The 14,207-nt window shown below is 55.4% G+C and carries 11 protein-coding genes and 1 tRNA gene; 8 read left to right on the plus strand and 4 right to left on the minus strand.

What is annotated here, in order from left to right; genetic code table 11:
• The first annotated feature begins 1 nt into the window (after nt 1).
• On the plus strand, nt 2-496 hold the full coding sequence (gene folK, locus EJ361_RS15270) for a 2-amino-4-hydroxy-6-hydroxymethyldihydropteridine diphosphokinase (RefSeq protein WP_126246511.1): 495 nt from the start codon (nt 2-4) through the stop codon (nt 494-496).
• Nucleotides 497-499: 3 nt separating this feature from the next.
• Nucleotides 500-1,120, plus strand: a complete 621-nt coding sequence (locus EJ361_RS15275) for a deoxynucleoside kinase (RefSeq protein ID WP_126246512.1) — start codon at nt 500-502, stop codon at nt 1,118-1,120.
• Between the two features lie 157 nt (nt 1,121-1,277).
• On the opposite strand, the gene EJ361_RS15280 is transcribed toward EJ361_RS15275, so the two are convergent.
• On the minus strand, nt 1,278-1,484 hold the full coding sequence (locus EJ361_RS15280) for a hypothetical protein (RefSeq protein ID WP_126246513.1): 207 nt from the start codon (nt 1,482-1,484) through the stop codon (nt 1,278-1,280).
• 176 nt (nt 1,485-1,660) lie between these two features.
• On the opposite strand from EJ361_RS15280, the gene EJ361_RS15285 reads away from it, so the two are divergent.
• Together EJ361_RS15285 and EJ361_RS15290 are read left to right on the plus strand one after the other, a co-directional pair.
• Entirely contained in the window at nt 1,661-2,254 is a 594-nt protein-coding gene (locus EJ361_RS15285) for a hypothetical protein (protein ID WP_126246514.1), read from the plus strand.
• Between the two features lie 107 nt (nt 2,255-2,361).
• Nucleotides 2,362-4,332: an STN and carboxypeptidase regulatory-like domain-containing protein gene (locus tag EJ361_RS15290; RefSeq protein WP_126246515.1), complete on the plus strand. Its 1,971-nt coding sequence runs from the start codon at nt 2,362-2,364 to the stop codon at nt 4,330-4,332.
• On the opposite strand, the gene EJ361_RS15295 is transcribed toward EJ361_RS15290, so the two are convergent.
• Nucleotides 4,329-5,573, minus strand: a complete 1,245-nt coding sequence (locus EJ361_RS15295) for a BaiN/RdsA family NAD(P)/FAD-dependent oxidoreductase (protein WP_126246516.1) — start codon at nt 5,571-5,573, stop codon at nt 4,329-4,331. The two genes, EJ361_RS15290 and EJ361_RS15295, sit on opposite strands and share 4 nt — an antisense overlap.
• Before the next feature lie 133 nt (nt 5,574-5,706).
• Between EJ361_RS15295 and EJ361_RS15300 the strand changes: the two genes are divergently transcribed.
• On the plus strand, nt 5,707-8,142 hold the full coding sequence (locus EJ361_RS15300) for an MG2 domain-containing protein (protein WP_126246517.1): 2,436 nt from the start codon (nt 5,707-5,709) through the stop codon (nt 8,140-8,142).
• A gap of 194 nt (nt 8,143-8,336) precedes the next feature.
• On the opposite strand, the gene EJ361_RS15305 is transcribed toward EJ361_RS15300, so the two are convergent.
• The gene (locus EJ361_RS15305) at nt 8,337-9,545 is read right to left on the minus strand and encodes a hypothetical protein (protein ID WP_126246518.1); all 1,209 of its coding nucleotides are present in this window, start codon (nt 9,543-9,545) and stop codon (nt 8,337-8,339) included.
• Between the two features lie 317 nt (nt 9,546-9,862).
• Between EJ361_RS15305 and EJ361_RS15310 the strand changes: the two genes are divergently transcribed.
• The 3 genes from EJ361_RS15310 to EJ361_RS15320 all read left to right on the plus strand — a co-directional run bounded on the left by EJ361_RS15310 (nt 9,863) and on the right by EJ361_RS15320 (nt 13,347).
• A tRNA-His gene (locus EJ361_RS15310) sits at nt 9,863-9,936 on the plus strand.
• 71 nt (nt 9,937-10,007) lie between these two features.
• Nucleotides 10,008-10,598 (plus strand): DUF445 domain-containing protein, encoded by a 591-nt coding sequence (locus EJ361_RS15315; protein ID WP_126246519.1) that lies wholly within the window; start codon nt 10,008-10,010, stop codon nt 10,596-10,598.
• Between the two features lie 196 nt (nt 10,599-10,794).
• Entirely contained in the window at nt 10,795-13,347 is a 2,553-nt protein-coding gene (locus EJ361_RS15320; RefSeq protein WP_164714263.1) for an outer membrane beta-barrel family protein, read from the plus strand.
• A 133-nt stretch (nt 13,348-13,480) separates the two neighbouring features.
• Here EJ361_RS15320 and EJ361_RS15325 read toward each other — a convergent pair whose 3' ends face one another.
• Nucleotides 13,481-14,137, minus strand: a complete 657-nt coding sequence (locus EJ361_RS15325) for a protein-L-isoaspartate(D-aspartate) O-methyltransferase (protein ID WP_126246521.1) — start codon at nt 14,135-14,137, stop codon at nt 13,481-13,483.
• Nucleotides 14,138-14,207: the final 70 nt, after the last annotated feature.

Consider the following 14,207-nt stretch of genomic DNA (forward strand, 5'->3'; position numbering starts at 1 on the left):
CATGAATACTGCAATATTACTGATAGGTGGCAACATGGGAGACCGCTCCGCGAACCTCCTGGAAGCGGTGAAACTCCTGCAGGCGGAGGCCGGGGCCGTGGTACGCGAATCGGCGCTGTACGAAACCGCTGCCTGGGGAGGCGTTGCCCAGCCCGACTACCTGAACCAGGCCCTGGAACTGGAAACGGCGCTCGACGCGCCCTCGCTGCTGCGCCTCATGCTAGACATCGAGCGCAGGATCGGCCGTGTGCGGCGATTGAAGTGGGGGGCGCGGGTGATCGATATCGACATGCTGTTTTTCAACAACGATGTCATTACCCTTCCGCAACTGAAAGTACCGCATCCCCAGCTCCAGAACCGCCGTTTCGTGCTGGCGCCCCTGGCGGAGATCGCGGGGGAAAGGGTGCATCCCATCCTGCAACTGACCGTTGCCGAGCTGCTGGCGGCCTGTCCGGACCCGCTGCCTGCGGTGAAACTCGCTACTGCTCCACATTAACCCATGCAATACCCGTTCATTACCATAGAAGGGAACATCGGCTCGGGGAAAACGACCCTCGCGTACCAGCTCGCCGAGCATTACCGGGCGCGCCTGGTGCTGGAGGAGTTCGCAGACAATCCCTTCCTGCCCAAGTTTTACGCAGACCCCGCCCAGTATGCCTTTCCGCTGGAGCTGTTCTTCATGGCCGAACGGTATAAACAACTGAAAGACATGATCGGGCCGGATCTTTTTTCGCCCCAGACCATCAGCGATTACCTCTTCATCAAAAGCCTGCTGTTCGCCAAGATGAACCTGGAGGCCGACGAGTTTTCGCTCTATCAAAAGCTGTTCGACATCATCAATCCCCAACTCCCCCAGCCCGACATCCTCATTTTCCTCAACACGCCGGTAGACCAGTTGCAGCGCAACATCCGCAAGCGCGGGCGGCCGTACGAACAGCAGATCAAAAACAGCTACCTGGAACGGGTGCAGGATATGTATATGCAGTTCCTCCGCCAGTATCCCATGCGCACGCTTATGATAGACACCACGCAGATGGACTTCCTCCGGAGCCCAGAAGATTTCCGGGCGCTGACCGGTGCGCTGGGCAACAGCTATCCGCCGGGTATCCATTACCTGTAGGCGATGCCGCCAACATACCTTCCTTTTCCCTTGTTACCTGCTCATGCCCCTGCCCGATCGGGCAGACGGGAACTAATCCATAGTTAGTATTATCATAAACAAAACAGGCAACCTGCGCCTGCAGATTGCCTGTCATTTTTTGTAACTACAGTGGTGATTACGCAGCTGTTACCAGGGGATCTACGAAAGAGGTCAGGAGTCCGAATGCCAGGGGGCCGGCAAGGGGCACATTCATGGTAAATCCTTTTGTAAGGAAATATGCGCCTTTTACGAGGGTCAAAAGATTGGCCACATAAGCACCGCCCTGAATGTTCTGCATGTCTTGTGCCTCGAGCGGCTCGCAGCCGAAGTAGGTGTTTTCCATAATTTTGGGATTTAGATAATAAGGTTTGTTAATCAATTTATAACTAATACTTCTGTTCATTTCGTTCATTCTATAGAACGGCTGTTCATTTTCATTCAGGAAATATTTTTTTACCGGTTTATGGGGGGAGGGGCGATTTGTCCGTCATAATAGCAGCAAACAAAAAACTTTACAATATGAAAAAGCTGCTTACACTCTTCGTATCGATGTTAATCATCACCGCCGCCAATGCCCAGGAAATCGAAACCCTGGCCGGCAAAACCTCCAAAGCCAAATCTTTCGGCGCCTATGGCCACGGTTTTGGCACGATCTCCGCCCTGAATGGCGATTTTGCCGTCCTCACCGGCGCCTACGGAGGCGTTTTCCTCAACAAAAAATGGCTCCTCGGCGCCGGCGCCAAAAGTCTTGCCAACAACATCCGCGTAGAAGCGCCCGACCGCCCCGTACTCAATTTCTGGTACACCGGCGCCGTAGTCGAATACGTGCATAACTCCGACAAACTTTTCCATTGGTCGGCCGGCACCCTCATCGGCGGCGGCGGGGTTTCCGAACGCGAAAAATTCGATAAAGGCCGCGATCACGTCTATGGGTCCAGCTCGGTAGTAGTGGCCGAGCCCTTCGTTCAGCTGGAAATGAACATCACCCATTACCTCCGCGTAGTAGCGGGTGGTTCGTACCGGAGGGTGTTCGGCGTGGGCGGCCTGCACACGACCGACGAGAAACTCAGCGCCCCCGGATTCTCCCTGGGCGTGAAAGCGGGCATTTTCTAACCGGCTGTCCTTTTTTCTCCCCCATCCATTGAACGTTTTACGCTAATTTTGGCCCGCCGGTCTCCACAAGGAGGTCGGCGTCCGCCATGTTCAAACCCTGCTCCAACTTGTTCCGCAACTGTCTCATCGCCCTGCTCCTCTGGCCAAGCTGCCTGATGGCGCAGCAACAACTCCAGCAAACCGTTTCCTTCCGGGCCATTAACTGGCCGGTAGATTCCGTTCTGTCTAAAATCACCGCCCAGTCGGGCCTCAGTTTCTCCTACGCCGGCAGGCCTTTCCGGGGCGATAGCCTCGTGAACCTCACCGTGCAGCGGAAACCCATCCGCCAGGTGCTCGACCAGCTCTTCCAGGGCCGCATCCGGTATTCGGTGGTAGACGGGCATATTATCCTCAACGCAACCGAAGGCGCCAGGGAACGGTTTTACACCATCAGCGGCTACGTGCGCGACAAATACAACGGCGAAATGATCGTGAACGCCAGTATTTACGAGCGCTCCGACCTCATGAGCGCCTTCACCAATACAGACGGATATTTCCACCTGCGGCTGAAAGACAAGGGGAAACAGCCTTCCATCCAGATAACGGTCAGCAAAGAGTTTTACATCGATACGATGCTGTACGTGATGCCCGGCTTCGACCGGGAAATCTCCGTCGCCATTTCGCCGGCCATGCCGGTAAAACTGCGGGAATTCACCGTGTCCGATAAAGTAGACAGAACGTGGCTGGGCAGCCGCCTGCTGAGCGAAAATCTCCGCCGGCAAACCCGCAACATCGGAAAATTCTTCGCGGAAAAGCCGGTACAATCCTCGCTCGTACCATCGCTTGGCTCCCATGGAAAGATGGCCGGGCAGGTGGTCAATAAATTTTCCCTCAACCTTGTAGGCGGCTATTCTGCAGGGCTCGACGGCCTGGAAATCGCCGGGGGCTTCAATATCAACAAAGGCAATGCGCAATACGCGCAGGTAGCGGGCATTTTCAACCTTGTGGGCGGCTCGGTGCGCGGCGTGCAGGTGGCCGGTATCTTTAACCGGAATATGGAATTCGTGGAAGGCGCGCAGGTAGGCGGCATCAGTAATATCGCAGATGGCTGGCTCATGGGCGCACAGATTTCGGGGATCTTCAACCGCGCCCTGGATTCCGTGAAAGGCATCCAGGTATCCGGGCTGTACAACACCATCCGCGGCGACGTGACCGGCGCACAGATCAGCGGGCTTATGAACCATAGCGGCGGGCACCTCAACGGGATCCAGATCAGCGGCCTCATCAACCGCGTGCGCGGCAATTCCCAGGGTGCGCAGATCACGGGGCTCATCAATTACACCAAGGAAATGAATGGTTTGCAGATCGCCGGGCTTATCAATCACGCCGCAGGCAAAATCGATCTTCACCATCCCATAAAAGATACGGCAGCCAGGAACCCCGGCAGCATCGCCCCCGGCATCCAGATTTCGGGGCTTTACAACCAACATCACGGGAGCGGCCATGGCGTGCAAATCACCGGCGGCTGGAACCATGCCCGCGATACCATGCGCGGCCTGCAACTGTCGTCCATCGGCAACAGCGCAGGGTATAACCGCGGCGTGCAGTTCGGGCTGGTCAATATCGCCGATAGCTCCGACGGCGTGGCTTTCGGACTGGTCACCATCGTGAAGAAAAAAGGGTATTACCGGCTGGAGGCGTTCTCCAGCGACCTGATGCCCGCCAACCTGCAGTTCAAAAGCGGCCGGAGGGGCTTTTACTCCATCCTTTCCGGCGGCACGCGCAACGGCATGCATTACCTGGGGCTTGGTTTCGGCGGCGAATGGAAATTGAAAGGAAGATTATCGATGAATACGGACGTGTCGCAACTGAACTTTTTCGATAACGGCTGGAAATCGCTCGCCCAGGCCTGGCGCGCCTCCCCTTCCCTGCGGGTGCGGCTGGGCAATTGGGTGACGGTTTACGGCGGACCCGCCTTTACGTTCATGGACGATAACAATCTGATCGCAGACCGGCCATGGAAGGGATATCCCGGCTTTTCGTCGGCCGAAGGCCGCGCGGGATGGCTGGGTTGGCAGGCGGGACTGAGCTTTTTTTAAGTTTGCGCCCCTTCGAGCTGCGCGGCGATCCAGCCGCTCGTCCAGGCATGCTGGAAATTAAAGCCGCCGGTGATCCCGTCCACGTCCATCACTTCTCCTGCAAAATACAACCCCGGCACCACGCGGCTTTGCATGGTGAGCGGGTCAATTTCCGACAGGCGGATGCCTCCGCAGGTCACGAATTCTTCCTTGAACGTCGTTTTCCCCGACACCGGGAATTCCATGGCCGTGAGCAGCCTGATCAGCCGGTTTTGCTCTTTGGCGGGGATTTCCGCCCAACGGGTGGATTCGGAAATGCCGGCTTCGGCGAGCAAAAAGAGCCATAGCCGGGACGGCAGCCCGAACGGATTGCGGGTTCCGGTCTGCTGTTTGCCCAACTCCTGCCGCCATTGCGGCCACGCGTCGCGCAGGGCGTTTTCGTTCATTTCCGGCAGCCAGTTGACGATCAGCGTGAATTTATATTGCTGCTCCTGCAGGTAACGCGCGCCCCAGGCGGAGAGCCGCAGCACGGCCGGGCCGCTCATCCCCCAATGGGTGATCAGCAACGGGCCTTTCTCCGCAAGTTTACTGCCGGCGATGCGAACGGCGGCTTCGGGGACGGAAACGCCCATGAGGCCCGTGACCGGGTTGCCCGGCATGTTGAACGTGAAAAGCGACGGTGCGGGGGGCTCGATGGTGTGGCCCAAAGCCGTGAGATAAGCGAATTTATCGGCCGACGCGTACCCGCCCGCGGCGATGCAGACGTTCGGCGCCGTGATGGTAGCGCCGCCCGCGATGGTGATCTTCCATTCTCCGTTTACCCGTTCCAGTGATTGCGCCTCTGCATGCCGGCGGACCTGCACGCGGTGGCGGTCGGCCTCGCGGAGCAGGCAGTCGATAATGGTCTGGGAATCGTCGGAATCGGGGAACATCCTTCCATCGGCCTCCGTTTTCAGCGTCACGCCCCTTTCGGCATACCAGGCGATCGTGTCGGGGACAAAGAACCGGGAAAACGATTTCTTCAGGAAATTGCCGCCGCGCGGATACCTTTTCACCAGTTCGGACACACTATCCAGTGCATGCGTCACATTGCAGCGGCCACCGCCCGACACTTTCACCTTCGACAGCACCTTGCCCGTTTTCTCCAATAGCACGATCTTTTTACCGGGATGCAACCTCGCGGCATTCACCGCGCAGAAAAATCCTGCCGCGCCGCCGCCGGTCACCACCAGGTCCGCCTTTTCCGATTGAGCATATTCCATATTCATAATTTGCCGGTCTACCGGCGGCGAATTTCGCAATAAACCATCAAAAACGAAATGTTAAAAAAACAGGTGCCCGCCCTACTAATTATTCGTAATTGATTATCTTGGTACATTAAACGATCCGCAATCCATGCAACAAACTTCCCTGAAAAAGCTCCGCAAGCTAATGGTAGCCGGTCTTCTCGGCCTTTGCTTCTGGGGCGCTTCGGGCTTCGCCAAACCCGACGACTGGACAGAACGCATCATTCAGGCTTTAGAAAAATTCATCAATAATTACCCGCAGGAAAAGGTGTATCTGCACCTGGACAAGGATTATTATGCCGCCGGGGAAACGATCTGGTTCTCGGGGTACGTGACGCTGAACGATCTTCCCGCCTACGGTGCCCGTAACCTCTATGCCGAGCTTCGCGACGCGAAAGGGACCATCGTGCAGAAGGAACTGCTGCTTGTTTACGACGGCGGCGCGGCGGGAGAATTCTCGCTGCCGGAGAACACCAAGCCCGGCCTTTACCAGCTCCGCGCCTATACCGCCTGGATGCTTAACTTCGATACCACCTTCATGTTCTTTAAAAATATCCAGGTGTTCGATCCCAAAACCGGCAAAGCCGGAGAAGCGGCCGCCCCCAAGGAATATTCCGTTCAGTTCTTCCCCGAAGGCGGCGACCTCATCACCGACGTTAGCAGTGCCGTAGCCTTCAAGGCCATCGATGAAAACGGGTATCCCGCAAAGGTAGCCGGGGTCGTGAAAGACTCCAAAGGCGCCCAGGTAGCGGTCATTGAAACGTTGCACGACGGTATGGGGAGCTTTGAACTGAAACCCGCTCCGGGCGAAAGTTATAAAGCGGTGGTCACCAATGCAGGCGGGCAGCAAAAATCGTTCGACATTCCCGCCGCCAAACCTTCCGGCATTGCCCTGAAAGTCTATAACCGCGGTGCGCGCATCTTCTACCTGACCGGCTTCAACAACCTCGACGCCTCGCAGAACGACATGCTCCTCATCGCGCAAATGCATAACCAGGTGATTTACAAGGCCGACCTGGATGTTACGGAAGGCAAAGTAAGCGGGCTCATCCCGGCAATGAACCTCCCTTCCGGCATCATGCAACTGACCGTGTTCGACAACAAAGGCACCCCGCTCAGCGAGCGTATCGTATATGTAAAAGGGAAAACCGATTCGCTGGAGTTCTTCCTCGATCCCCAGGAGCTGAATAAAGGGCCCCGTCAACGTACGGAGCTGGTGCTGCAGGTCCCCGATTCCATGCGCGGCCGCATATCCGCGTCGATCACCGATGCCGACCAGGTGGCCTACGATCCTTACGCCAACAACATCATGAGCCATACCTTCCTCACGTCCGACCTCAAAGGTTATGTGCACAATCCTTACTATTACTTCCGGGATACCAGCGCGAAAGCTTCCCAGGCGCTCGACCTGGTGATGATGACGAACGGGTGGCGCCGGTTCAGCTGGCAGGAAATCCTCCGGGATAAATTCCCCACCATCAAATACCCGTACGAACAGGGCGTTACCATCACGGGTAAAGCCATGACGCCGGCAAGGCAGCCTTTGCAGGGCGGGAACGTCAATTTCCTCATCCGCATTCCGAGAGACAGTACGCAGAGCTTCCTCATGGCGCCGATCCAGCCGAACGGCACGTTCGCGCTCAATAACCTCGTTTTCGGCGATACGGCCCTCTTCTACTTCCAGGGCCAGCGCGACACCAAGCAAAACCGAGAAGTGGTCGTGGAATTCGACCGCCATTTCTTTGATGTGTACGCACCGGTGAAAACGCCCATTCCGTTGTTGCCGCCGCCGCCGATGGACAACCGGATCCTGAAGAATTACCTTGCTACCGTGATGGAAGGCAACAGTGTAAACCGCATGATCACCAACCGGACGATCCAGCTGAAAACGGTGGACGTGAATGCCAAAAAGCCCACGGCCGAACAAACCACATCGTCGCGCTACGCGAGCGGGATGTTCAGCAGCGACAACGGTTATACCTTCGACCTGACCAACGAAACGCCCACAAATTTCAACGTGTTCCAATACCTCCAGGCCCGTGTGCCCGGTTTGCAGATCCAGGGAGACATGAGCAACCCGAGCCTTAGCTGGCGCGGCGGCGCTCCCGGCGTGTTCCTCGACCAGATGCCGGTGGATGTGGGCACGGTCGCGAACATTCCCATGGCCGATGTTGCCCTTATCAAGGTGTTCCGGCCCCCGTTCATGGGCGGGTTCGGCGGCGCCAACGGGGCCATCGCCATCTGGACCCGCAAGGGCGGCGATTCCCGTCCCGATCCGAACGCCAAAAAACTGGAGCTCCTGAAGAAAGGCGGTTATCGCATCATCAAGGAATTCTACAGCCCGGATTACTCCGTGAAGAAAGCCCAGCACGAGCTGCCCGACAAGCGCCTTACCCTCTACTGGAACCCGAACCTGGTGGTAGATACCATCAGCCATACGGCCCGGATGATCTTCTATAACAACGACCAGACGAAGAATTTCCGCGTGGTGGTTGAGTCTATGGACCAGTTCGGCCGCGTAGGCAGGGTGGAGAAAAACTTCTAACAATTACCTCCGTTTCCGGCAGTCAGGCCGGGAACACTCGGGAAAGCAATACATGGCCCCGGCGAAATGCCGGGGCTTTTTTATGCGGGCCGGGACGAATTACATATGGTTTGGACGATTGCCAAAAAAAAGCCTCCCGGGACGGGAGGCTCTTCTCTGTTCACGCAGAAAGGATCGCAATATGAAAAATCAGGTTAATCTTTCAGTTTGTTGAGGTAATAGCTCAACTTGTACAGCAGTTCGTCTTGCAGCCCGGCGCGAAGCTTGGCTTCGTCTTCGGTGATGCCGAGGCGGCGGAGGCGCTGATAATATACATAGGAACCGCCGATCAGTTCCAGGCATTCCTGGATCTTGGTTTTCACTTCGGCTTCCTTGGCTTTCTTTTCGAATTCTTTTTTGGACAGGATCTTGTCTACGAAATAGAACGGGTCCTTGTCTTCCGCCCACTTGCCGTTTTCCTGGTGTTGCGGTTTATATACCTCCAGGTAAACGTTGTCCAGTTTCAGCGGTTCCCCGAATTCTGCTTTGATGTCGATAACGAGGGGTTTTGCGCTGGCGGGATTGGTCAGGCGTTTTTTGATGGCATTGCTGATCTGCGTGCCGAGCTCACCGCTGGCCATGAGGAGCTGGTTGAGCTCGGAGAACTCCAGTCCGATGGTGATGCGGGTGTAGCGGCTGCCGGATTTCTGTTTTCCGAAGAGGCTCGGGGTGGTTTTATCGTCGAACACGATGTCTTCCACGAGCACTTTGGAGATCGTTTTATAATTGGGCTTGTAGCCTTCTTCCGCGGGCGACAGTCTTTTGCGGGCTGCGGGGCGGGTGGTTTCCTGGCGGTGGATGTGCTGGATGAAGTCGTCCACGAACCGGAGCTGGTATTTTTTCAATTTGGCGTACAGTTCATGGCTGCTGTAATTGCTGATTTTGGACAGTACGATGAGGTCTTCCCAGCTATTGTGCACCTGTACCTGCTGGAGCTCGTCGAGGATATCCTGGGCAGGCATGTTGCGGCGGTACAGCAGTTCGCCGATGAGGAACACGGCGTAATCGTGCGCGGGGTAGCCGAGTTCGGGCAGTACGTCGAACGGACTGCGTTTTTGTTCCATCGCCTGGTTGAGCTGATCGAGATCGCTCATAACGGGTGACAGCAGATATTTCCTTGCGGCGGTGCGCAGTTTCCGGGATACGTAATCCAGCAGCTGGTCGTTAACCGTGCCGTGGTTCACAAAATCATGCAGAATCTGCACGAATCTTTTGGAAACGGGCAGGCCGAATTGGGTGAGGATGTCGCTCTCCAGGTCGTGAACGGTGCCGGCGCCTTTAGGCACTGCCTGTTCCTTCGGCTGTTTGTCTAGCTTCCGGTAGTTCTGGTAATACTCCTGCAATTTCAATTTTAGCTGATCCATATGCATATTGTGTTGTGTTTCAGACAGATATATAATCATTCCTTCATTCATAAAAACAAAAAGCCCAGCACTTCGCATGCTGGGCTAGTAAGTTTTCGGGTGAATTGCGAGCAGCAAATATACGCCATTTTTTGTGGAAATCGTGGGGATAAACCCATCTGATCGGGTTCCTGATTTGTCTTATATGTTAGGCCATTCGGGATCAAGGGATTAGAATTGTATGATTGAAAACAAAATTTGTTAAAGATTTCCGTGAAAATGTTTGGAAGTTAGAAGGGAAAATTATTACCTTTGCACTCCGCAAAACAAACAACACGGTGGTTGTAGCTCAGTTGGTTAGAGCATCAGATTGTGGTTCTGAGGGTCGGGGGTTCGAGACCCCTCATCCACCCGAAAAAAAGGTCTCCCGAAACGGAGGCCTTTTTTTATTTGGAAAAATCCCGCATTAAAAAGGAAATGGTTATGCTGTATCTTATTCCGTTACTGACTGCGTTTACCGGCTGGTTCGTGAACCGCGCCGCCCTCTGGCTCCTTTTCCGCCCCGCGAACCCCCTGAACCTGGGCCTCTTCACCCTCCAGGGCGCATTCCCGAAACGCCAGCAACAGATCGCCCAGGCCGTCGGCAACGCCGTATCCCAGTTCGTTTCCTTCGACGATATCCGCACCAAACTCACCGACCCGGAAAAAATCAGCGCACTCAAACCCGTAGTCGAAGAACATCTCGACCACTTCCTCCGCACCAAGCTGCCGCAAACCATGCCCATGATCTCCATGTTCATCGGCGACAGCACCATCAACCAGATCAAAACCACCCTCGCCGCCGAGCTCGACCTCCTCTTCCCCAAGCTCATCGGCCAGTTCCTCGATAAAGCGCAGGCAGACCTCGACCTTTCCGCCATCGTTTCCAACAAGATCGCCGGCATCGCCAGCGAAAAAGTGGAAGCCGGCCTCCGCGAGAGAATGGGCGGCGCCTTCACCGCCATGGGGCTCCTGGGCGCAGGGATCGGGCTCGTTATCGGCCTCCTCCAGCTCTGGATCGCTATGGCCGCGTAAGCGCCTTTCCTATATCCCTGCTGTACGACTACTACCAGGGAAACCATCATCGTCCCCGAAAACCCATCCTTCGGCCAACCGTTTTATCCGGCTTAATGACCGTTGTTCCCTTATTCGTGTAATCTTTACACACCCGTGCAAGTCCGTTTCAAAAAAAGCGTCTAATTCCCAGCTAATCAAGATATCCATGCTTTCCATGAAAAAAGTATACGTCCTCCTCGCAGGTCTGTTCCTTTTCCAGCTTCAATCCATTGCCCAGGCCCCTCCCGCCGGCGGTCGCCCCGCAGGCGCAGGCGGCCAGCAACGCCCCGGCGGCCAGGCACCCGCCATCGGCCAGGTATACGGCAAACTGATAGACGCCAAAACGAAACAACCCGTCGAATATGCATCCGTGGCGCTCCTCCGCCAGCGCGACTCCTCCGTTGTAACCGGCATGCTCAGCAAGGGCAACGGCGATTTCAGCCTGGACAACCTCGCATTCGGCCCCTACATCATCCGCATCAATTTCATGGGATACACCACCCTCTTCAAAAAGGTGGCCGTTACCCCGCAAACCATGGCGCAAGACCTGGGGAACATCCGCCTCGAGCCCAATATTAAAGCCCTCAGCGAAGTAGAGGTGACCGGCCAACGTTCGGCCTTCCAGATGGCGATCGATAAAAAAGTGTTCAACGTAGACCGTAACCTCACTTCCGTGGGCGGAACGGCCACCGACGTGCTGAAAAGCGTGCCCTCCGTGAACGTGGATATCGACGGGAACGTGCAGGTCCGTAACTCTTCGCCCAATATTTTCGTGGACGGGAAACCCAGCACCCTCACCCTCGACCAGATCCCCGCAGATGCGATCGAAAGCGTGGAACTGATCACCAACCCCTCCGCCCGTTACGACGCGGAAGGCATGAGCGGCATCATCAACATCGTCCTGAAAAAGAACAAGAAAGCCGGCTTCAACGGCCAGATCCAGGGCGGCATCGGCACGAACGACAAATACAACCTCGGCGGCAACATCGCCGCGCGCCAGGGCAAATGGAACGTGTCTGCCAATTATAACCTGAACATGAACCGCAACTGGGGAGAAGGCATTACGGAACGGGAAAATTTAGCCACCGCTACCACGCCGCAAAGCTTTATTAACCAGACGTCTGACAGCTACGGTGGCGGTAAATTCCAGTTCGGCCGCATCGGCGTTGACTATTTCCTCGATAACCGCAATACGCTGTCGCTCTCCCAGAACATCGTTGGTGGAACGTTCAAAAACCATGACGAGCTCGGCAGCCGGTATCTCAACGAAAACAAGGGATTGACCAGCCGCAACAACCGCATCACCGACAGCAAGTTCGGTTTCAACAACTACACTACCACGCTCGGGTTCAAGCACCTGTTCGCAGAACCCAACAAGGAACTGACGGCCGACGTGTCTATGAACAAAAGCAAGAACAACCGCAGCGGCGGCTTCGCTACCTATCCGCAAAACCTTTCGGGAGAACCTTCGGGCGATCCGTACATACAGTCGAACAGCGGAAAGGGCAATACCGACTTCTACTCCTTCCAGGCCGATTACGTTGATCCGATGGGCAAAACCGGTAAGTTCGAAACCGGCGTGAAAGGGACTTTCCGCAACTATAAAAGCATTTACGACGTATTCGAGAACGGGCAGTATGCAGACGCCCTTTCCAACGACTATAAATACAAAGAACAGATTTACGGCGCGTACGTGAACTATTCCAACACGATCAAGAACTTCGGCTACCAGGTGGGCCTGCGTGCAGAACAGTATGTCTATTCCGGCGAGATCCCGAGCGAAAACAGGAAATTCGAGCCCACGAAAGCCGTACCGGGCCTGTTTCCCAGCGCGTACCTGTCGTACAAGCTGCCGAAGGAGCAGGAATTGCAGTTGAATTATTCCCGCCGCGTGAACCGCCCGAACTTCTTCCAGCTGGTGCCTTACCGCGACTTCAGCGACCCGCTGAACCACCGCGAAGGCAACCCCAACCTGAAGCCCGAATACACCAATTCGCTGGAATTCAGCTACATGAAGCAATGGAAGAACCACAACATCCTCGGTTCGCTGTACTACCGCAACACCAACAACCTCATCAGCACGCTCAATACCCCCATCTCGGCCGGTAACGATACGCTGCTGACCACTTTCGTGAACGCGAACAAGAACTTCAGCTACGGTGCGGAAATAACGGTAAAGAACCAGATCGTGAAAGGATGGGATATTACCACCAACGTGAACCTGTACCAAACGGAACTGCAGGTCCACAACGACAAGGAATCCTATACCAACCGCGGGTTCAGCTGGCTGGCGAAGGTCAATTCCGAGACCAGGCTGCCATATAATTTTACGTTCCAGGTAACTGCCAACTACCAGGCCCCCGCGATCACGATCCCGCAGGGAAGCGGCGGCGGCGGACGAGGCCCCATGGGGATGATCCCCACTTCCGCACAGGGTACCATCAAAGGCCTCAGCGCGGTAGACCTGGCGATAAAAAAGGATTTCCTGAAGAACCGTGCGGCGTCCGTTACGCTGGCGCTCAGCGACGTGTTCAACACCCGCCGGTTCGAGCTCGACCAGGCGTCGATGTTCTTCTCCCAATACATGCTGCGCAAACGCGAATCCCGCATCCTGCGCCTCAACTTCTCCTACCGTTTCGGCAAAATGGACACCAACCTGTTCAAACGCCGCAACAACCGCTCCAGCGCGGAAGGTATGCAGATGGAAGGCGGACAGGGAGGGTTCTGATCCCGGTTGCTATAACGATCTGATACACATGAAGAAGCCGTCCCATTTACGGGGACGGCTTTCTTTTCGGACATGAAAAAAGGCTGACGCTCCAGGGAGACGGTCAGCCTTTTTTCATGAATTCCTTTACGGCTCAACTGTTTTTGCCGGCCAGCATGGGCACGAAGGAGAAATTGTCGAAAATCTCTTCTTCGAACTTGCCTTCCGCCACTTTGGTGATGCGCAACATGCGCTGCACATCGCCGCCGCCGACGGGGATCACCATTTTGCCGCCGATCTTGAGCTGTTTGAGCAGTTTTTCCGGGATTTGCGGAGCCGCCGCCGTTACGAGCACTTTGTCGAACGGGGCATAGGTGGGCAACCCTTCATATCCGTCCCCATAAAAAAACCGGAGGGTGGGATATTTTGATTTGAAGGGAAATGATTTCACCAGGTCGAACAGTTTTTTCTGCCGTTCGATGGTGTAGACGTTCGCTTTCAGTTCTCCCAGCACACAGGCCTGGTAGGCGCTTCCGGTGCCGATCTCCAGTATCTTTTCAAAGGGTTTTACTTCCAGGAGTTGCGACTGGTAAGCCACCGTGTAGGGCTGCGAGATCGTTTGCCCTTCCCCGATCGGGAATGCCCTGTCTTCATACGCGATCCCTTCGAACGCGGTGTCCAGGAAATAATGCCGGGGGATGTTGTTGATGGCCGCCAGTACGTTCTCGTCCGTAATACCTTTCTTTCTGATGTTGTCAACCAATTGTCTGCGTAGTCCTTTTTGTTTGTAGTTGTCTTCGTACCGCCTCATATTACCGCAAAAATAACCATTACCCCCGTAATTCCCTTTTTCTCCTTATTTTACAGTCCGTTTTTAGTCA

The sequence above is a fragment of the Chitinophaga rhizosphaerae genome (assembly GCF_003958645.1).
Classification (GTDB): domain Bacteria; phylum Bacteroidota; class Bacteroidia; order Chitinophagales; family Chitinophagaceae; genus Chitinophaga; species Chitinophaga rhizosphaerae.